14 protein-coding genes are annotated in these 20,937 nt (G+C 45.6%); 2 read left to right on the top strand and 12 right to left on the bottom strand.

Going from position 1 to position 20,937, the window contains the following annotated elements; translation table 11 throughout:
* Positions 1-5: 5 nt before the first annotated feature.
* The 10 genes from D829_RS0107410 to D829_RS0107365 form a co-directional block, all read right to left on the bottom strand.
* Complete coding sequence (locus D829_RS0107410) at positions 6-2,513, bottom strand: WG repeat-containing protein (RefSeq protein WP_017688231.1); 2,508 nt, start codon at positions 2,511-2,513, stop codon at positions 6-8.
* Positions 2,514-2,688: 175 nt separating this feature from the next.
* Positions 2,689-4,104: a DUF4179 domain-containing protein gene (locus tag D829_RS0107405; protein WP_017688230.1), complete on the bottom strand. Its 1,416-nt coding sequence runs from the start codon at positions 4,102-4,104 to the stop codon at positions 2,689-2,691.
* A 13-nt stretch (positions 4,105-4,117) separates the two neighbouring features.
* Positions 4,118-4,660 (bottom strand): sigma-70 family RNA polymerase sigma factor, encoded by a 543-nt coding sequence (locus D829_RS0107400; protein WP_017688229.1) that lies wholly within the window; start codon positions 4,658-4,660, stop codon positions 4,118-4,120.
* A 345-nt stretch (positions 4,661-5,005) separates the two neighbouring features.
* The gene (locus D829_RS0107395) at positions 5,006-5,284 is read right to left on the bottom strand and encodes a hypothetical protein (RefSeq protein WP_017688228.1); all 279 of its coding nucleotides are present in this window, start codon (positions 5,282-5,284) and stop codon (positions 5,006-5,008) included.
* Positions 5,271-7,103: a hypothetical protein gene (locus D829_RS0107390; RefSeq protein ID WP_017688227.1), complete on the bottom strand. Its 1,833-nt coding sequence runs from the start codon at positions 7,101-7,103 to the stop codon at positions 5,271-5,273. Before D829_RS0107390 ends, D829_RS0107395 begins: the two co-directional genes overlap by 14 nt.
* Positions 7,104-7,107: 4 nt before the next feature.
* Entirely contained in the window at positions 7,108-10,665 is a 3,558-nt protein-coding gene (locus D829_RS32365) for a DUF4132 domain-containing protein (protein WP_017688226.1), read from the bottom strand.
* A gap of 19 nt (positions 10,666-10,684) precedes the next feature.
* Positions 10,685-11,908: a VWA domain-containing protein gene (locus D829_RS0107380; protein ID WP_017688225.1), complete on the bottom strand. Its 1,224-nt coding sequence runs from the start codon at positions 11,906-11,908 to the stop codon at positions 10,685-10,687.
* Complete coding sequence (locus D829_RS0107375) at positions 11,893-14,361, bottom strand: DUF5682 family protein (RefSeq protein WP_017688224.1); 2,469 nt, start codon at positions 14,359-14,361, stop codon at positions 11,893-11,895. Before D829_RS0107375 ends, D829_RS0107380 begins: the two co-directional genes overlap by 16 nt.
* Positions 14,349-15,449, bottom strand: coding sequence for an AAA family ATPase (locus tag D829_RS0107370; RefSeq protein WP_017688223.1), 1,101 nt, complete (start codon positions 15,447-15,449; stop codon positions 14,349-14,351). Before D829_RS0107370 ends, D829_RS0107375 begins: the two co-directional genes overlap by 13 nt.
* A gap of 365 nt (positions 15,450-15,814) precedes the next feature.
* Positions 15,815-16,033, bottom strand: coding sequence for an aldo/keto reductase (locus D829_RS0107365; RefSeq protein WP_152416961.1), 219 nt, complete (start codon positions 16,031-16,033; stop codon positions 15,815-15,817).
* Between the two features lie 190 nt (positions 16,034-16,223).
* On the opposite strand from D829_RS0107365, the gene D829_RS0107360 reads away from it, so the two are divergent.
* Entirely contained in the window at positions 16,224-17,423 is a 1,200-nt protein-coding gene (locus tag D829_RS0107360) for a cytochrome P450 (RefSeq protein ID WP_017688221.1), read from the top strand.
* 40 nt (positions 17,424-17,463) lie between these two features.
* Positions 17,464-17,805 carry a ribosomal protein L7/L12 gene (locus tag D829_RS0107355; protein WP_017688220.1) on the top strand — a complete coding sequence of 114 codons (342 nt, stop codon included), beginning with the start codon at positions 17,464-17,466 and terminating at the stop codon, positions 17,803-17,805.
* A gap of 95 nt (positions 17,806-17,900) precedes the next feature.
* On the opposite strand, the gene D829_RS0107350 is transcribed toward D829_RS0107355, so the two are convergent.
* The gene (locus D829_RS0107350) at positions 17,901-18,656 is read right to left on the bottom strand and encodes an SDR family NAD(P)-dependent oxidoreductase (protein WP_017688219.1); all 756 of its coding nucleotides are present in this window, start codon (positions 18,654-18,656) and stop codon (positions 17,901-17,903) included.
* 322 nt (positions 18,657-18,978) lie between these two features.
* Positions 18,979-20,706 (bottom strand): ubiquinone-dependent pyruvate dehydrogenase, encoded by a 1,728-nt coding sequence (gene poxB, locus D829_RS0107345; RefSeq protein ID WP_017688218.1) that lies wholly within the window; start codon positions 20,704-20,706, stop codon positions 18,979-18,981.
* Between the last annotated feature and the right edge of the window lie 231 nt (positions 20,707-20,937).

The raw sequence follows: 20,937 nt of genomic DNA, 5'->3' as shown, positions 1-20,937 counted from the left end.
CTCAATCAACTATGAAAAGCTCTCCAGAATGAACCTTCTGTATTAATGATATCCTTGATCTGGGCAAAAGGAATCGTAAACGTTGGGAACCCTGCCGCATAAGGAGCGATATCATATGGAGTGAAGTAGAGATGCAGAGCATCCGCTGTGACAAAAAACGGCTGCTCCGCACTAATCCCTGTATAGGTGTCCGGGAACACATACGAGTATTGAGGATCATTTTTGATCTGATCCCCCACAATCTGGCTCAACACTTTTACATAGTCACTATTCGGTTTAAATAAATCCTTCAACTCATACAACTGACCATTCGTCAGATTAATGATCGCATAGATCATCGTAGGCATACCATGCGCTGCACCCGCCGGGTAGTTATAACCTGTGAGTTGCAGTTGTAGCAATTGCTGCTGATAAAACGTAACATCAAAATCACCTGTATACGTGTAATCCAGCTGTTGATCGGCAGGGATCGGTTTAACTTGGGAGAGTTGCTTCAACTTGGCATTCAGCGCAATTTGCTCCGCTTGGTTCGTTAATCCCTCCACCTGCGGATAATATACGAGATAGTCCCTGTTCGGCTTGTATTTCTCTTCGCGTACACGGTACGGCGGATGAAGTGGAACGATTGTATTTTGCCGCCAGATGATCTGTCCGGCCCGGTTCACATACGATAAGCGCTGGTCTACATAGGCCTTAATCAGATCTGGTGCCACGACCTCCAGCGTACCCGAACCTTCTACATGTGGATACCCAGCGGCAGGTCTTCCACTCAGATCCAGCAGATAGGTTTGTCTGCCATCCGATGCGGAAGCAAGGCCGTTTTTGTAATTGCTTACTTCGCGATATAGGAACTCCGTAAGTCTTCTGCCATTGGTATCTGCAATCGCGTATACAGAGCCAATATACGGCTGCTCCGGATTAATTGCTTGCCCCAGCGCATAACGATGCTCGCCTAGTTCGCGGATGTCATTATATGCGGGTTGAATGATAAACGATCCTTGCGTATTAATAACACCGTAGATCGATTTGTAATCCTCTGCTGTATTAACAATCGCTTGCCCGCCGCTAAAAGGAAATGCCGATGAAAACTTGGGCTGAATGCGAATATTACCCCGTTCGTCGATGTAGCCATATTTGCCCGAGGTTTCTTTTTGAAAAGCCAGCAGTCCATCCCCTAGTGGTCCCACATAGGCATATGGATACGTTGCGAGCCGATGTCCATTGCGATTAATGAGCGCATATTCATTGTCCTTAATCTGCACGACCGCTTTGCCATCTTGAAAATCATTCGCCGACGCGAACTGTGCCGGAATCACCTCATTGCCCGACGCATCCAAATAACCATACCGACTCACCGATCCATCTGCCTGACCAGGATTAGAATCGTAAAATAACGCTCGACCGTCGTTCATATTCGAAATATACGGGTACGCCCGTTTGGTCAGGACTGTACCTTGTTCATTAATCATCTTAAATCCTTGAGAATCAATCGTTATCGCCCGTTCTTCGGAAAAGGAATTGATGGAATCGTATACAGGTTGAACGACATACTGCCCCTGAAGATTAATAACGCCGGCTCGACCATCCTTCACAACCACAGCCAATCCATTGGGCTGAAACTCTTGCGCGTCATCCAGTACCGGCTCAAGCCGAATGTGGCCTTGGGCATCCATATACCCCCAACGCGTCCCACTCGTGGTTCGAACGGAGATTGGATATAACCATATCGTTACCCGAGCATGGCTTATAGGGACCATCGCCTGCTTAATTTTCTTTTCCAGCTCCTGTAGCACTTCTCTGGACGGATACGCTTCCGGGAAACTGAGTGCCTTCTGAACTGAAGCGAGAGCTGCCGGATACTGGCCCGCATGGTACTGAGCATCCGCAAAGTAATACCAGTAAAAGATATAATCAGGATATTGCTGGGTTAGTTGCTCGTAATATTGCACCACTTTGGGATAATAGGTTGCATATACGTCCGGTGCAGGAACCCATTTCCCATTTTGCCATCGGATAATCTCCACACGATAGGCTTCACCTGTGTCATGTATCCAGAGTGCAATCTCCACTTTCCCATCTCGACCATGTGGACCAGGCATATCTATAATATCTGCATAGCTATAGTATAGATCGTCAGGCGCCAGATCTTTGAGCCCGGATTCCGTCCACTCATATACGGCAAGCTTAGACCAAATAGAACCAATCCGCCAACCGATAATGAGATTGTTCCTTGCCGTTGAAGTTACAGGGGCTGCAGTCATTAAAGTCACCCCATACCCCAATCCCTTAATTAGTGCCATCTTGATCCAATGTCCTTGAACAAATTTCAGAATGAGCAAATACAGCTCACCATTCAACTGATAGACTGCAGCAATCTCCGGCATACCGTCACCGGTAAGATCTGCCGCGTAGATTGCTGGATGTTGAACAGGTTTATCAATAGTGACGACCGTTGCACCAGCCGGAATATGTTGATTCACAATCTGCGTTAACAGCGGTTCGCTCATGGACATCTCAGTTTCCTCCCTTATGACCGCATTCGCCTAATGGTATGCGTCATAAATCGGGATATGACATGTAATTCATTTTATATAAGTTGAACTAATGAATATTTCACACTTACCACTCCGATGACAGAACAACCTTCCGATCACTGTTATCCTCCGATTTTTTGTTTCACTTTATATATTAATTATCTTGCAAAGTTACTTTCTCTCCATTAAGTAGCAGGTAGCTCACATCGTTCACCGGAATGGTTGTAGGGGATATCCACTTGATGAGATCCTGATCCAACTGGAGGAAACCTGATGCGCCAGACAACTCTGTACCATCCTTCAGGTGTACTTCAATATGCAGATCCTTCAACCGAATCTTGCTCAATGCCTCACTTGTAAGCGTGACGCCAACCGAAGAAAGAGTTACATTCGCCTGTAAGCCTCCATTTACATCAAGCTGAATGTTTCCTGTTTTACTCAAAGCATTTTGACTCAGGTTAAAAGTTGTTTTCCAATTCCCCTGTATAACTTCACTAATGCTCGTAAAGCTGCCTTGAAGTCTTAGCTTATCTAAATCGTCAACAGCAGACAGATCATACACAAACTCCTCATAATCTCCTCCATACCCGACCCCATCTTTCATATAGTGTCCATAGCTAATGGAATACTGGGGAATATCGAGCTTTAGACCTTGCTCATCTGTGAAGTAGAAATATCCGTGGTTATACTCGCCTATCTCATTATCCGGATTAATCTGAATGTGTAATTTGCCATTCACAAAACCTATATTGGAAATATGCATCCAATCAATACCCTCAACAGGGATATTCGTTACATCCTGATGCAGTACCGGAATTGGATCAGTATCCAATTGAATATCGGTTGTACCTCCCAAGCCACTTATACGATCTTGATCCACGATATCATAGTTATTGTTTTGCTTTTCTTGTAGCAACTGCTCCCAGTCCACTTGTACGTTGTATCCATCTTGTCGAGATGCACCCGACATCAGCGTATTAATCTGAACTGTAATTCGATTTTTGCTAACTTTTCCTTGAATGAGGAATCGGACAATAGCCGTTTGATTCGCATCATCATAATGAATAATCTGAGCGTTGTTTGCATTACCTCCGGTTACCCTGTAATCATATACATCCAGTGTATCGTCAATGCGATGACCCGTCAGATCCGATAATGAAACATAGATTTCCGTTGTATCTCCGTCCCTGATAGCACCTATAACCTCCATTCGAATCCCTTGATCTTCACTCACCTGATGAACAGGCTGAAGAATGCCAATCCGATCTGCACCTAGAAAATGAAGAACAGCAGACAGGTCAATGATACCCACCGATGCAGCTGCTCCAGTAACAAGACATAACGATAACGCAGCGGTTACAGGAATATAGATGGCTTTGCGATACCTTTTTCTTTTATTCATGGACTTCTTGGTATGTGCGGATGGAGCCGATGGATATAATACAGGTGGATAAAATGATGTATCTGATCTCGTAAGGGTTGGTGGTTCATCCATCGCCAATTTATCATAGAACAACTTTTTAATATTAAAGAGGTTCTGCTCAGTGAATTCTTTTTCGAATTTTCGCATTTGATTGCCTCCTTTATTTCCTGTTCATCCACCATGTCCTCAATCGTTGCCTGGAGCGATAAAGCTTGTTATGGACTTGCCTAACGTGCAGGGACAATGCTTCCGATATCTCATGGGGTCTCTGTCCTTCGTAAAACCGACGTTTCATAATCTCCCGTTCCGGTTCTGGAAAAGATTCAATCATGTGATTAAGTTCCGTAAACGTCTCTTTACTGATCATCTGAACCAACAAATCCTCCGTTTGCACCGAATGAATCTCCTCTTCATATGTAAGCTCAGATCTTCGATTAAGTTTCCGGTAGCGATCAATCGCTTTATATTTTGTGATTGTTGCAAGGTAATTTTTCAGGCTACTTCGCCCAGACTGGAATGCATCCGGATTCTGCCAAAAAGCAAAAAATGTATCTGCTACGCATTCTTCAATCTCTTCTGCCGATGCATGATGTAGGATGGAATGAGCAATCTTCCATAACAAACCTGCGTAGTGGTTCATCACCCATTCCATGGCATCAGGATCATGATTCGCTACTGCCTTCCGTATTTGTTCTTCCTCCACAATTACATGTACCCTCCCTTCCATGCTAATATGATCACGAGTGCTCGTGGTAATCAGTGCTTCCCACCTATATTCGTTTGGCAAATGACTTTTACTTAAATCAATTTCATAATACCTTTGGCTGCTTCAATTCAAGGCTAGATATAGATCAAAACGATTCAATTTGTCTATATCTAGTTACATAAATCCGTTTTTAATGAGTTATGAGATTGATTCGCTTACTCCACGATAAAAAAGATTTGCAGTGACCTTGTGGTCTTCTGCAAATCTTCTTATATTCTATAATACATCTTATTTATTACATCATATCGCTTCATGTGCAGTCGCTTGGAATACTAACCAATATTACGCCTCTTCTTGCACACTGAGTTGCACATACTGGGTGAGACGACAATACTGAAATAACAATAGTTCTTCATTACCTTGTCCAAGAGCCACGCTACGACCTTCCTTGATGACATGATTCAGCAATTCATGAAGAAAACTCTTCTGCAACCGTAAGGATTCCACTGTGAGTTGCTCAAGTACCTCAATATCTCGGATCGTAAACTGGGATAACCCGCGCAGTAGCAACTCTTCAGACCATCCGCTAATTTTCTGCATGAACTGATTATGCTCTTCCAAGTCTTCCCATCCTTCCGTTGCCGATATCCAGTTTCAGACTGAGCACCGTTTGACCCTTCAGGAAACTGATCGGACTAATCCGTTTTGGTTCCACACGCACAAAGGCATAGAAGTGTTCAAGCGATTGGGAACCATATCCTGACTCCAGTCTTTGGATCATCGCCTGCCAGTCAGATGAATACGGGAGAGTGAGTGCCAATCGTTCTCCTTCGGTACTCTCAACCGTCAGGACAAGCTCCTGCGTTTGTTTGACAAAGTTATGGTCCACGATTCGAGCAACTTTGATCACAGCCAGTCGTTCTTTGGGAGCAGCAAACAAGTCGAACGATCGCGATTCCTCTTGAATTACAGACGTTACGTCTTGCATGGTTTTGCCCAGATTCAACGTTTCCACACCCGTTCGTGGCAAAATCGCAAGCTTGGCACCTTCCCCTGAAGAGATCCGGCGTTCTTCATTCACTTTAACGGAATGGAATTGAACTTCTTCACCCACGAACTGGCGAAAGGTCAGATTAGGCAGCCATGGTGTGAATGCACCATAATGCTCTGTATATGAGAACTGCTGATCATCATAATATACAGCACGTACATCGCTATAGGTGTAGATTTCCTCATCATCGAAACAATAGAAATAATAGGTGATTCCACGGAAACCGGATCGTGTCTCCCACGCGTCAGCTCCCAGTCCATACAGGTGAAGTGAAGGAACCGTAAAGTATTTACTTCGAAAACTGCCAATGAGCTGACTCTGCTGAATGACAGACACCTTTTCTTCTTCAAGAACCTGGAGTGCAAGATATAGCTTGCTTACCCGATCCAACATGGATTGCATGGAGAAACGTATATGTCTGTTGAAAAACAACTGTAGTTCTCCTTGAATCCCTCGTAAACTGCGTTCTATGTCAGGCAGGTTGCCACTATGAGCAGCGATTGCCAAGGTCTCCAGTTGTGCCATATAGGACTGAGGAAGGCGGGCCAGTCCCGTCTTTAACAATCCTGCCAGCATAACCCGACATTCCTGTACTGTCTGAAGAGAGAACTTGGCTTCGTATACCCGTCCACTTAATGCATCCGTATCATCCAGGCCTTCTAGGTTCCGGTACCGTAACAAAGCTTCAAGCTTGGCCATTTTCCCGGCTGTCTGCTGCACCTTACATAGTGCTTTTGCAAGGTTCGGTTCCTCAGTAAAAGACACCTCGATATTCTGGGTGGTCAGATGAACCGTAAGAAGTGAATCTTCAATGATCTTAATTTCCTCTGGGTATCTCAGTCGGAAGACAACTTCCTCGATCATGGAAGAACTATACGATTTAATTAACACGGTAAGGTCAGACTCCGTCATCCAGCGGAAGCGTGACTCGATCTCACGTGATACCGTATGCGGAATTTCGCTTGGATCGTCCACATTTGATACTAAGTTTGATGCTGATTCTGTTACTGATACGTTTTTTGGTACGTCCAGCGGATCATTATCCGGTATCCCTGAATCCTTATCCAGCGCATTCTTATCGTCTGCATTCATTGAATCCTCTGCCGTATATTCCCGTTGATCATACAGAATTGCAATCAGCACATGTTTGCAGATATGATCGGCAGGGCAAGAGCATTCCCAATGATCCAGCGTATCTTCAAGCGTACAGTGTGTCCCGTCACTGAGCTGACAACTCACCGATGATGCATTCCATGTGTACGTTACACTTACACCATTGTCCAACTCTTTCAAAGACCTTTTGTATAATCCCTTGTTGGCGTACCGGATCAGATAATCCTCCGTGCACAGCTTCGAAAAAATCCGGAATTTTTCCTTGAATCCACTCACGTCATCAACGCCCCGTTGCTCTCAGAATGTCGTAGATCGTTTCACTAAATACTCGACCTGGTACGTTGCCTAGAGCAATGGGTTTGTTGTCACCATAGTAATAATATTGCTTGTTATTCGGTTTGAAGAAATGAAGGGATTCCAGGGTAATGTCATCCAATCCCTCGTAATACGTAATGCTCGTACCACTGAATTGCAATTCCGCAACAAGATCTCCGTACTCTTTATAAAATTCATGATACCAACCGCCGTCCTGTGCCGGTCCTTTGATCCAGCCGTATTTCTCCAGTGCTTTGGGGAAAGCCGTTGGTGAGAAATCAGACTCGGGCAGATGATCGTATTCATTCTTCGTTTTATCCTCATCTTCTGGCTGGTGAATCTCACGATTCAATTGCTCAAATGGCTGCTTGATCTCGTAATCCTCCAACTGCGTTGTCCAACCTTCAAGCGTCGCCTGATCCAGTTCCAGCGGGTGTATAAGTCCCACTTGCGCACCCGAAGGCAGATCAACCTCATCCTCATCCACGGTATTGAATGTGCCATCCTCCATATAACGGAACGTGTTGATCAGAGCGCCATCCTCATACGTTCCCCAGATCAGACCAACAGCAAATTTCTGCATAATTACATTTTGTACAAACAGGGCTTTCCACTCATCAGCAGACCATAGACGTTGCTTGGACAATGACTCTTCCAGACGCTGTGCCTGAATGCTAACCATGGATTTGAGATCTTTTTTCAGTTGTGTGAAACGTGCTTTGGACTGGGCTGCCAATTCAGGATCATCTTTCTGTGCAGGAGCAGGCAGACTCTTCACGGATTTGCCCGTTTCTTCATTTAAGACAACGACTTGCAAGTCTCCATTCACCTTAATCAGGAAGGAACGCTCTCCGTAACTCAGCTGCATGGTTCCTTTTTCATCAAAACCAAGTGTAGTGACCAGCCGATCTTCGAGTTGTTCCGAGGTAAGTCCCATATTATCCGCTGCAAGCTGCAACGCTTCTTCTGCTGCACCTTTCACCTGACGGTTCTTCACGCCACGTTTGATTTTATCAATCGCCATAAGAGCAGATGGATCTTTCAGATAAGCGAGCACTTTTACAGCATCTGCTGCAATCGCGCCACGACTGTTTTCTGTCCATTCCTTAATTTGCGGAGCCAGAATATTCACAATCTGAATATCGCCAAAGAGTGCTGAAACATACATCACCCACTTTTCTTTCGCGGGGGCACCTTCTTGAATCCAGACCTGAAGCAATTCACTTGCAAAACGAGCGAGCGATGCCTCACTTACGTAATCCCGTAATTCATTTAATCTTTCATTGGGTCCTGACGTGTGATCCAGCGATTGCACCAAAACATAAAGCTTAATTCGGTCATCTAACGGCTGATTGTCCTCTGTTCTCATCAGGGAAGGGAGGTCTTTCAGGGACAACCAGCTTAATCTGGACAGCTTTTTGCTATCTGCCTGATCAGCGAGCGCAGCATGAGCATACTCCGGGCTCAGATCTGCGGTATCCAGCAGAATTTGAATCAGGTTCTTCCAATCCTCTGCCTTCTCTTTCTTCAAAAGCTCACCATACAGCTCCTTGCTGTTTACCAGACTGCGGATTGCGGTCAGAGCCATTTCTTTGATTCCCACTTTTTTCTCCGAGAGGTAGACGAGCGTATACAAGTCCTGATCAGGAATTCGGTTGAATTCCGCTAACGCCACGCCGTTGGCCTTTTTGGAAGAATCCTGCAATCCGGCACGAATCGCTTCGGCCAATATTTTCTTCGATAACTCATCACGCTGTTCAAAGGTAATCTCCAGAATTAAAATGCGTGTATCTGTTGGCAGTTTCTTGTACTGTGTCAGTGCATAGTCCAGATTCTGCTGAATGATTCGGCGGTATTCGTCATGCGGCATCGATTTGTATCTGTAGTCGGTCATGCCATTGAGTGAGATCAGGCTGGTTAGCAATTTCTCACGTTGCACCTCAGGATCTCGCCCATAACGTTGAAGCAGTTGCTCTCCACTAAACGCGTATGAATTGTACATGTCTGAGATAATATCCAGTGTCCAATCGGGATGAGTGGTCAGGATTGCGAACCTGCGCATTGCCTCCGAGTCCAAGGGCAGAAAACTAATACTAATGAGGTTGTGAACACGCTTCTTATCCCGATTCAGTTGATTAAACAACCCGCGACTATTCGGGTCCTCCCAATATTCCTCCAGGGTGTTTTCCCCACTTAAGTATCTTGCAATCGCAAGTCCTTGACGTCCCCCGTCCAAAGGATGCCGAAGAGCGTTAAATACCGCTTGCTCCAGTGCCCCCTCCGCATTAGGCAATGTCAATCCTTGATCCTCCATGAATTTCTGAATGCAGAGTTTGAGGAATGGCGGACTCATAATCTCGTATGCTCGAATCGCTTGTTCAGGACGATTCGCGATCGCAGATTGTAACATGTTCCAAGATACCGTGTACGAATTAAGCTCGTCCCGCAACATTTCAACCAACTGATAAGGTTCATCCAGAGGCACAAGTCCAGCAAGCAGATCATTTGGACTCTTGGCTCTAGGGTCCATACTCAGCAAGTAACGGCGAACTTCAAGTGGATAAATCTCATGTAATTGATGTACTGTGTGAAGCAAAACATGCCCAATCTCACTATTTGTATCAAGGAACCGTTGTTTACCTCCACTAATGTTAATCAGGTACAACAAGGCACCACTCACAAGCACCATAGTTTGATGGAATACTGTGTTTGAACATTGCTCTTTTGAAGAGAAAGACGTATTGGGATACAGTTCAGCTATGAGCTGACTACGCTTCTCCTTGAGGAATTCATCCTTCAATTCTTGGGAAGATCCGTTATGTTTTCCTTGAATATTACTGACCACTACAGGTTCAATCAACGTATGTAGCTCGTCCCGCAACTTATCTGGATCATTAGCCATCACATGTTGAAACAACACTGGCAACGATTCAGCAGAAGATTGAACCTCTGCAAGATGAGAAGCCGTGTCACTGAGTCTTGAATATAGTTGCAGCAGCATTAATGCATTAATTACATCCCGGTAATCCCCTTGACTGTCCGCTTTTTTGGAATCAAAAAGCCACTGGGCACGCTTTAATTTACTCTTAGATTCAGTCAGAATTTCGTTTTCGCCTGCAAACTGTCTGATCTTCTCCAACCGGGACAACAATCCATCCATGCGATCAGCGCTTTTGCTCTTTCCGCTTAATCCGTAGGCTTCGGAGTCATTTCCCATACAGACAGTAAAGGCATCCGTTCTCCATGAATTTCTTTTGGAATAATTGGATTCCAGATATATCACAATAGCCCCGGCGCGGTAAAAGATATCCCCGTCGTCTTTTTTGGCGAGCTTCATGAGCAGATCAATTGTTTGATACACATAATGACTCGAATTTCCCATCATATCCGGGAACTTGTCTGTCGTTCCCAAGACGTAATCGATAATTTCGGAGCTGCGATCTGTTTTTAATGAATACTCGTTTGAACAGGTTACTGCGAATTTCTCCACCAAAGTTTCAACTGCGCGGTCTGCGGTAAGCATTACACATTCCTCCTTGAATTTAAGTGATGATCTCGCCAATCCAATCCGCGAGTTCGTTAGGCGTAATTGCGGCTACATGTGCCCCCATATTGGTTAATGTCTGTGCGGCATGTTTGTTATAGACTGAATCCCCGTTAAAATCGAGGGCGGTGAGAACCAGCAATTTGCATCCTGCATCGATGATATCTTTACAGGCTTTGTACATTTGCGCGATCGGGTACCCTTCCTCCAGATCACTGACCAGAATAAAGATGGTTTTGCCTGGATTATCGATTAACGTCTCGCCATAACGCAACGCTTTTGTAATATGTGTCCCCCCGCCGAGCTGTACATTCATGAGCACGTCTACGGGGTCTTCCAGCCTGTCGCTCAGATCAACAACCTGGGTATCAAATATGAATAATTTCGTGCGCAGCGCATTCAAGCGATAGAAGATGCTCGCCATTACCGAACTGTAGATGACTGAATCCAGCATACTGCCACTTTCGTCTACACCAATGATGATGTTCCACTTGTTATGGGGCTGGATATTCCCGTCGAAATAAAGGCGATCAATCACAAATCTGCGCTTGTTTTTATCGTAATTCTTCAAATTCTTGGTGATGGTTCGCTTGAAATTCAGATTGCGCAAGGATCGTACTGAACTAGAGGTATAGCGACTGCGCTTGCCCATGATACTGGCTCGGGTCTGCGATTCCAGCTTACTGCGCAGCTCTTCAACCACAGTTCGAACGATATCCTTGGCACTCTTTAACACCTCACCTTTCATCCGTCCTTTGAACTGCATAATGTTCTTGAGCAGATTCATGTTTGGTTCAAGGGATTCAAGCAGCTTTTTGTCCGTTAACAATTCTGTCAGCCCATAACGATCAAGCGCCTGTTTCTCCAATATTTCTACCGTTGGTTTGGGGAATAGATCCCTGACCTTGTGCAGCCATTTTGGTACAGTCAGGTTAGACGCACCGCGTCCTCCCTCTTTTCGATAACCTTGTTCTTCACCGTATTCACGGTTATAGAGATACCCCAGAATCTCATCGATTTCCGTATATTGAAATTCAGCCGAAGTATATTGGTCTGTATTACACAACCCTTCTTCAGCGGATTCACCGAGAATCAGACGCCATCGATTCAAGGTTTCAGCAGAATGTTGATCCCCTCGGTTGCTTCCATCCGGATTGGAACTTTCATTGATTTCTCCGGTTCCTTCCGTTGTCCGATTCGCTTCATTCATATTAGCTTCCATGCGGCAAACTCCTTTCGAAGCGCTTCGTCCCATGCTTTGGACTGAATCAGCATCTGCTCATCAACCGCAGGCCTCAACATTTCCTCTGGCTCAACCTGATGCAGACTCGCCACCCGCTCGGCAATCAAGCCCGTCTCCTTTGGTGTAAAGTAGGTGAATGCCAACCGCAATTCAGGTACCATACTGATGAAGTCGTCGTATGACAGCTGTTCAATCAGATAATTCAACTCAGACAAGAGCTGATCTTCATATAAAAAAGCGTCACGTGCTACAGTGAATACTCCCTGCAAAAAAAGTGCCGTTTGACGGGTCTGATCCGGTGTACCATGGATATACCCGCGAGCACGATCAACAATCTCATCCCTGGGCCTGTCACCGAGCCCTGAGGAAATAGCCACACATACACCCTCCAGCTGAGCCGGAAGCTGGTGATCAGACAAAAGCTCATTCAGATGTATTCGGAATGTCTCATCCTGAAAACACTCCTCCGATGACTCCGCGAGCATAGCTAACAGCTTCAATCCCTGAATAATGGCTTCATGTTCATCCGGATTGGCTCTGGAGAGCTGTAACAACTTGTCCACGGCGTTCCTATAAGCTTCGGATACCAGGTCAGGGAGATGTTGCTCGTCAGATAATCCCAGCAACCTGCGGTGTTGATGAATTCGGTTCAAGATATGCAGACTGTTACATAAGGATAGAAAATTCCCGTCGGTTCTCAGCGCCGAGCGAACCTGTTCATAGAGTTTTATCGCTGTGTCCTGAAGTCCCATGAGCAACGCTTGAAGCATGAGTCGGGCAAGTTCACCGCTATGATGATCCGGTATTTCTTGCATCTGTTCTTCCATTTTGCGTGTAGCCGCTCCAGCAAGTGTTCCGCCATAGAGAGAGTTTTCTATCAATCTGGCTTCAATGCGGGATGAGTACATATAAACCCATGTTTCGCGCACAAGATTCATATCACGCTCTGCGATCCAGTCCGGCCCGGATTGCCGTTTCGCGAATTCCGGAACCAGATAGGTGATGCATTGAATCAATTGGCTTATCTGACGATGCTCCGGTTTCGCATACAGATCCAGCACTTTCTTGTGTTGACCTGTTGTGCGAATCTGCAGTTTGTACTCTGTACAACGCGCCTTGAAGTCCTCCACGATGGGAATACTGAATGAATTAGGAGCCACGCTTCCAATGACGTCTCCTGTCAATAATTGCTGCAGCTCTTGCAGCGGTTTATCAGTCGCCAAGGTAAGCTCCCCCTTCACAAAGGAAGAGAGTGCTGCATCCATTAACTCATAGACGCCGCCTTCCCTTTTACCCCGAAGCCCGGCAAGACCTTGAATCATGCTGTACGCCTCAATCGCATCACTCGTTGATACATGCTCGTGACCATCCCGTAATTGGCGCATCAGCCGGGATAACAAATCCAGAGCCGTTAGATTATACGGTGTACTCTTTTTGTGAAGCAGCTGGTTCCAGATCTGATCGTAATAATTTACATAAGGCATGCCACTCGCATATCCATTGAGCCGATCCGCTTCAGCAAAGGTATAGACCATCGGGTACATTTGTTGGTGAACCGTATCTGGATTAACCGCACTTTGTTGAGACGTTCCTGGTTTACCTTGTCCATCCAAACGTTGGTCTGTATGCTGTTTATCCATTTCTGGCTGTTCCAATTGGGATTCATGTTTCTCTGACATCAACAGTCCATACGTATGAAATCCACCGGTAATGACAAGCACACGGTCATGCTCCTGCACCGCTTGATTAATATGTTGTTTCATATGTGCTTCTCTTGCCAGATCACCTGAAGACTGTAATCGTTCCGTGGAATAACACATTCGGGATAAGGTACAATACGTGAATACATCCTGCACGAATTCCTGAGTAGATTTCTCCAGGCCGCCAATCTCAAACACCTTTTCCCACAATTCATCAAAACTGCGACAGTTTGTTTTTTGACACAACCGGTTAATGAAGTCAGAGCCGGCAAGCAAGGTTTCGTCCTGGATGGAGATCTCCTTTTGTTCTGTCTGGCCGGATTTGGATGCACGAGTGGAGAAGTGTTGATAGTCCAGGTCAATAAACTTCGCCGGAATGTCCAGCCGTTTTGCTTCTTTCAAAGCGACATATTCAGGCGAATAACGAAGCATCGGATAATAGCAAACTTCTCTCTCTAATTCACTCTCATAGGTATAGTACAGACTGACAGGAGGTATCGTTGCCTCATCACTCAGCACCGAAATTAATGGATTACCGCTCTCCGGTCCTTCGATCAGAATGATATCCGGCTTGTACTCCCCAATTAATCGTAACAAGTGATACGAACATGCAGGGCTGTGGTGTCTAATTGGATAATAGACCGTATGATTACTCAGGTTATATACCTGGGACTCGAACAAGGATTGTAACTGCTCAACATCAGGGTCCAGAACTGCTGTTAACCGATCCATTTTCTCTCCTCATAATAGTCCTTCCACATTCCCTCTTCCCTGGAACGTTCTTTTACGACCTTGGAGAAGTAGGTTTTGAGAATGGACAGATCCTTGTCGTTTTCCTTTGCAATGGTCCCCAGCATGTTCTGCACCAACCGATCCAGCCCAATAGCTTTATCTTCGTAATAATAGGAAGTCATCGCACTCTGGACATAGACAGACACCGCTTCCGCCGTACTCATGGATGCTTGAGGGGTGTCAAGCTTGTAGCCTTCCCGTGTCATGCCGGTGCGCAGTTCCATGAATGTTGTAGCCAGCAATTCAACCACGTCCGGGTTAATGTCAATATCAATTCCACTATGTAATAACAGGCTTCGTGCCTGGGATTCAATAATTTTGGCTTCCATCTTCACGTTATGAATGGGTTTGATCGTTTCAAAATTGAACCGCCGTTTCAAGGCACCACTCATTTCGTTAACACCTTTATCCCGAATATTGGCTGTAGCAATGACGTTAAATCCTGGCTGGGCAAACAGTACACCACCGTCCAGTTCAGGAATGCTCATAACCTTGTCACTGAGAATACTGATCAGACTATCCTGCGCTTCAGCTGGACAACGTGTAATCTCTTCAAAACGGGTAAGAATGCCTTTCTTCATGCCGTTATATAACGGTGATGGTACAAGCGCCGCTTCCGAAGGACCTTTATCGAGCAACATGGCGTAATTCCAGGAATACTTGATCATATCTTCCGTCGTCCCTGCTGTACCCTGAATCGTATTCAGACTGGTTCCGGAGATTGCTGCGGTCAGCAGTTCGCTAAGCATGGTCTTGGCTGTGCCGGGTTCTCCCACGAGCATTAATCCTCGATTGCCTGCCAGAGTAACCACTGCACGTTCAATTAACACGTCATTGCCATAGAATTTGCGGGTAATCGTGATCTCTTCTCCATTTAATAACGCAGGCTTATCCCTGCCTATAATAAAATCGCGCACATAGGCGGGAGATAACAGCCAGTTCGGGGGACGTTTCCCCTGATCTTCCTCTCGCAGCGCACGTAATTCAACCTCGTATAATGTCTCGGCGGGTGGTTTAAGCATCTCCATCGTCAAGGTGTCTCCTCTCACATAAACAGATCGTATGTTCTTATTCCTATCATTTTATCACAGCACTCCAGCAACTACCCGGTAAAACGATAAAAATGGTTGAAACGTCCTTCTTATCAGCACTTCTTCTAAGTCCATGGACATAGCCTCTAGCGCAAATATGAAGGTGAAATATCCTTACAGCCGTGCCAACACACTGGTTTCGGATCCGAATCAGCATGCTTATTACCCATGTAAACGCATTGTAGGCCATAGGACCATAGGAATCATTACACTTTCCATAATGTGTTTCAACCAAATGAAGCCGATTATTACAAAGAAGACACAGGCCATCAGCAGCCTGTGTCTTCTTATATGTTCAAATTTCACCCAATATCTATGCATTTTGAACGTGTGTAAATATCCGCCAGATCAAAGTGATTAATGCCGATTTCGATAGCTGCTTCTACCGCTCGATGACCTTCTGCGACAAGATCTGAAGTAATGGGGAGCCCATCCCATTCACCCCCAAACCGCATACAGCCAAGAACCATTCGACTTGCCGGAATCTGGTGGTGATGCAAAGGAAGTTGTGCGTAAGACATGTCAGCGTTCACCTCATTTTCATTTTTACCAAGCATAATAACCGATTCTCTCTACACATGTCTTCTTCCATCTTCCTCTATTTTCCTGCTCTATCATCCATATGGACCAAAAACAAGGTTTCAAAAGCTTGTGTATTGAATATATAGAGGGTGCAGGTATTATGCAGGAATATGAGAGGAGATTTTGCATTTGAACCCGAATGAACCCAACGAGTCCTCAAAGCCAGCGTTTTTCACGAAAGAATTCACGCATAACCCTTACCCGGTGTATGAAAAGTTAAGAAAAGAGGAGCCTGTTTTCAGAGTCATGTTTCCTCACGGGGAATTCGGCTGGATTATTACGCGATACGAGGATGCAGTCCAGATCCTGAAAGATCCTCGCTTCAGCAAAGACATGGTCCGACGTTACGGCGCTGAGAATCAAAGCATCTTCTCCAAGAATATGTTGTTCTCCGATCCGCCGGATCATAAACGTCTTCGGGGACTTGTGCAGAAAGCATTCACACCCAAGCTGGTCGCAGACATGCGGAGCCATATTCAGGACATTGCTGATGAACTGCTGGACAACCTCCCGTCACAGGAAAAAATGAATCTGATCGATGACTTTGCCTTCCCGCTGCCCATCATTGTCATTAGTGAAATTCTGGGAGTCCCTCTTGAGGATCGTGACAAATTCCGCATCTGGTCCAATACGATAATTGATGCTTCCATAGCCGAGAGCGCCGAGCTGTTTGAGCAGCATGCCAGGGAGTTTACGGATTACCTGACGGCCTGGTTTGCGAAAGTTCGCCAAGATCCCGGCACTGATCTGATCAGCCAGCTCGTCATTGCGGAAGAATCCGGGCAGCAGTTAACTGAACAAGAACTACTTGGCGTTGTCTCCTTATTAATTATTGCCGGTCATGAAACAACCGTGAATCTGATTGGAAATGGGATTCTCGCCCTGCTGGAGCATCCTGAGCAACGCGAACTGCTCATCAACCAGCCAGAGCTTATTCACAATGCCATTGAAGAGATGCTTCGCTATAACGGACCGGTGGAGTTCAGCACATCCCGCTGGGCTCTGGAAGATATTGAATTCCGTGGACAACGTATCGCTCAAGGTAATCTTGTCATTGTTGCGCTTGATTCCGCCAACCGGGACGAACAGCAGTTTAAGGATGCTGATATTTTCGATATCACACGTGAGAAGAGTCCGCATCTGGCTTTTGGCAAAGGCATTCATCTCTGCCTGGGAGCACCGCTTGCTCGTCTGGAAGGTGAGATTGCAGTCAGCACACTTCTGAATCGTTTTCCTAATATGCAGCTACAGGCAGATGTGAATGAACTGGAATGGAGACCCGGTATGAATGTTCGTGGTGTCAAGGAAATTCCGGTTCAACTAAAATAATGGCTAAATATGAATAAATGAAAGTGAGGCACATTACATCATGGAAATGAACACCTTGGTATGGATCGTTTTGCTGCTTCTGATCTTTGTGTTACTGGTCAGAGTCACCAGCCTGCAACGCCAATTGAATGAATTGAAAAGAGATGTCGAGCGTCTGGAGAACGGTTCAACCGCAGGCACACGCTCCGACTTCAATTACACCTTGTCGCCGAAGGAAGCATCTCCTTCCCACACAAACCAACCAGCCCAAACTGATCTGGATCAGGAGCTGATTGCACTCATACAACAAGGGAAAAAAATTATGGCGATCAAACGACTGCGTGAAGCCAGAGGTCTATCGTTGAAAGAAGCCAAAGACTATGTTGATTCTCTAGATTCTTGAAGTTTAAAACAAATTAAAAAGAGAGGCACTGTACGTATACAGTGGCCTCTCTTTAACTATTTTAAAGGCTATTCAATTGCCGATAAGCTGAACTCTTATTGAGCCGTAACTGCACCATCGATCGGATATACTGCACCATTGATATACGGTGCTTCATCTCCCAGCAGGAAGGAAACCAGGTTCGCGATCTCTTCCGGTCTGCCGAGACGTCCGGACGGAATGCTGTCCACGGTGGCCTTGAACACTTCAGGGTTGTCTTTACCGAACTGAACAACCATCGGTGTCTCAATTGTACCTGGCGCAATCGCATTTACACGAATGTTGTCCTTGCCATATTCAATTGCAGCTGTACGGGTCAAGCCCACCACACCATGTTTGGTTGCTGCGTAAGGTGCAACTGTGGGTACACCAACAATACCGGCTGTGGAGGCCGTGTTCACAATGGAACCCCCGCCTGTTTTGAGCATTTCCGTAATCACATACTTCAACCCATAGAATACACTTCTCAGGTTAATATCAATAATCTGGTCAAACTGCTCGATCGTATGTTCGATCAACTTGATACCAGGACCCGCAATACCTGCATTATTAAAGAACATGTCGATTCGTCCGAACTCTTCGACTGCTTTTTTCACATAATTCTCAACTTCAGGTGCTTTACTCACATCTGCTTTTACAAAAATAGCTTTACTTCCCAGCTTCTCAATCTGCTTAACCGTTTCAAGACCTGTCTCTTCGACAATATCCACGACGACAATGGATGCACCCTTCTCAGCCAGCTTCAGCGCTGCTGCTTGGCCCAATCCACTTCCTGCTCCAGTAATAATGGCTACTTTTCCTGCGTGACTCATGTTGATCTCCTCCATGTGTGTGTGTCATCTTGTGATTGGATCGATGAATACGATATGAAACGTACGTACATGCAATGATGCAATATGTAGGTCAAAAATGTCATAAAACCTTCCTGACTTTACCTATTCTAATAGAATTCCGACATAAAAACAAATCATATAATATGTATTCATACTATATTACATGTCACATATTCAGCATTCTTATTCAAGAAGCACGCAACAATAATGTCTTGTTGCGTGCTCCTCTTTTACATGACAATACTTTTAAAGTCGGTATCTCTACAACTTCAAACGGTGCATATGCGCTTATCGAAACACTTTAACGCAGCAAATTAGTTTTTGCCAATTCAATAATTTCGTCACCGCGTCCGTTCAGCACGGCTTTCATCATCCATAAGGTGAATCCTTCCGCCTGTTTGATATCAATCTTCGGAGGTAAGGACAATTCCTGACGATTCACCACCACGTCAATCAGCACAGGACCATCATGCTGAAGCGCACGCTGCACAGCTCCTTCGAGTTCACCCGGATCCTCAACCCGAATACCTTCCATACCCATGGCCTGAGCAACCATCGCAAAGTTGGGATTTACAAGCTCTGTTCCCGATTCAAGGAACCCTGCAGCCTTCATCTCCAGCTCAACAAAACCGAGTGCTCCATTATTAAACACCACAACTTTAATCGGCAGATTATGCTGTTTCAATGTCAACAGATCACCCATCAACATCGTAATACCACCATCACCCGACAAAGAGATGACTTGTCTGCCCGGATCGGCGACCTGAGCGCCAATTGCCTGTGGCAAAGCATTTGCCATCGTACCATGACTGAATGAACCGAGCAGCCTGCGATTACGAGACATCTCGATATAACGGGCCGCCCATACTGTCGGAGTTCCGACATCACAGGTGAAGATGGCATTTTCAGCTGCGGCATCACTAATGACCTTGGTCAGGTATTGCGGATGGATGGGCTTTTTACCCGGTTTTCCAACGGCCAGCTCGTCCAGATCTTTGCGTACTTTCACATAACGATCCACACTTTTACGCAGATGTTTGTCACTGTGTTCTTCTGTTAGATAAGGAAGCAAAGTTTCAATGGTTGCTTTCACATCTCCACATACGCCGTAATCCAGCTTCGTGCGCCGACCCAGATGGGAAGATTGAATGTCGACCTGAAGGACAGTGGCATCTTCGGGATAGAATTGACGATATGGGAAATCCGTTCCCAGCATCAATAGTACATCACAGTCCATCATGGCATGATAACCGGATGAATACCCGATTAGACCCGTAAGACCCACGGAATAGGGGTTGTCATACTCCAAATATTCCTTGCCTCGTAGTGCGATAACCATCGGGGATTTCAACCGATCACAGAGCTGCATAAGGGGCTCCCGAGCGCCCGCGCAGCCTGCACCACACAACAACGTGATATTTTTGCCTTGATTTAGATATTCCGCCAGTTTCACGAGTTCCGGCTCAGAAGGATGTACCACTGGATTGGTCGCATGATACACATGCTCAGGCACAGGCAGATCCGCCGCTTCCAGTCCAGCTACATCCCCCGGCAATACAACGACGGACACACCTGAACGTGCGACTGCTGTCTGAATGGCCATCGTCAGAGAACGCGGCATCTGTTTTGCTGTTGTAATGACTTCACAATAGTCGCTACATTCCTGGAACAGATACTCCGGATGTGTCGCCTGAAAATATTCGCTGCCAATCTCGTCACTTGGGATATGTGCAGCGATAGCGAGTACAGGAACACGATTGCGGTGACAGTCGTACAGACCATTAATCAGATGCATATTACCAGGACCACTGCTACCTGCGCAGACAGCGATACTTCCACTGACCTCAGCGTCCGCCCCAGCAGCAAATGCAGCCACTTCTTCATGTCGTACATGAATCCACTCGATCTTCCCAGAACGACGGATGGAGTCGAGTACCGCATTCAAGGAGTCTCCAACAATGCCATATATGCGTTTGATGCCAGCGTTTAATAAGGATTCAACCAGAACATCCGCTACTGTTTTTTTCATGATAGATGGGTCTCCTTTAATTGCTCATTTTGATTATGTTTCCACTCTGTTAATATACCTATTCTTATACCCCAATCTGCTGAAACCCGAACCAAATCATATGTATTTCTGGATATATGCAACAAAAATCTGCCCCTTAAACCCTTATTCCAGCGTTAGAAAAATGCCAAAAAATCCGCTTGTCGAATGGCAAACGGATTACGGTTAAGCTAGTTTTATTGTTATTTCATG

Origin of the sequence: Paenibacillus sp. PAMC 26794 (genome assembly GCF_000316035.1) — a bacterium.
Classification (GTDB): domain Bacteria; phylum Bacillota; class Bacilli; order Paenibacillales; family Paenibacillaceae; genus Paenibacillus.
Note: the sequence above shows the minus strand (reverse complement) of the source record. Positions and strands in the feature narration are given on the sequence as shown.

Bases quoted from the DNA above. Each gene is read 5' to 3' on its own strand.
- D829_RS0107370 (WP_017688223.1), bottom strand. From the start codon at position 15,449: ATGGAGATGCTTAAACCACCCGCCGAGACATTATACGAGGTTGAATTA.
- D829_RS0107350 (WP_017688219.1), bottom strand. From the start codon at position 18,656: ATGAGTCACGCAGGAAAAGTAGCCATTATTACTGGAGCAGGAAGTGGA.
- poxB (WP_017688218.1), bottom strand. From the start codon at position 20,706: ATGAAAAAAACAGTAGCGGATGTTCTGGTTGAATCCTTATTAAACGCT.
- D829_RS0107380 (WP_017688225.1), bottom strand. From the start codon at position 11,908: ATGGAAGCTAATATGAATGAAGCGAATCGGACAACGGAAGGAACCGGA.
- D829_RS0107365 (WP_152416961.1), bottom strand. From the start codon at position 16,033: ATGTCTTACGCACAACTTCCTTTGCATCACCACCAGATTCCGGCAAGT.
- D829_RS0107410 (WP_017688231.1), bottom strand. From the start codon at position 2,513: ATGTCCATGAGCGAACCGCTGTTAACGCAGATTGTGAATCAACATATT.
- D829_RS0107355 (WP_017688220.1), top strand. From the start codon at position 17,464: ATGGAAATGAACACCTTGGTATGGATCGTTTTGCTGCTTCTGATCTTT.
- D829_RS0107375 (WP_017688224.1), bottom strand. From the start codon at position 14,361: ATGGATCGGTTAACAGCAGTTCTGGACCCTGATGTTGAGCAGTTACAA.
- D829_RS0107405 (WP_017688230.1), bottom strand. From the start codon at position 4,104: ATGCGAAAATTCGAAAAAGAATTCACTGAGCAGAACCTCTTTAATATT.
- D829_RS32365 (WP_017688226.1), bottom strand. From the start codon at position 10,665: ATGCTTACCGCAGACCGCGCAGTTGAAACTTTGGTGGAGAAATTCGCA.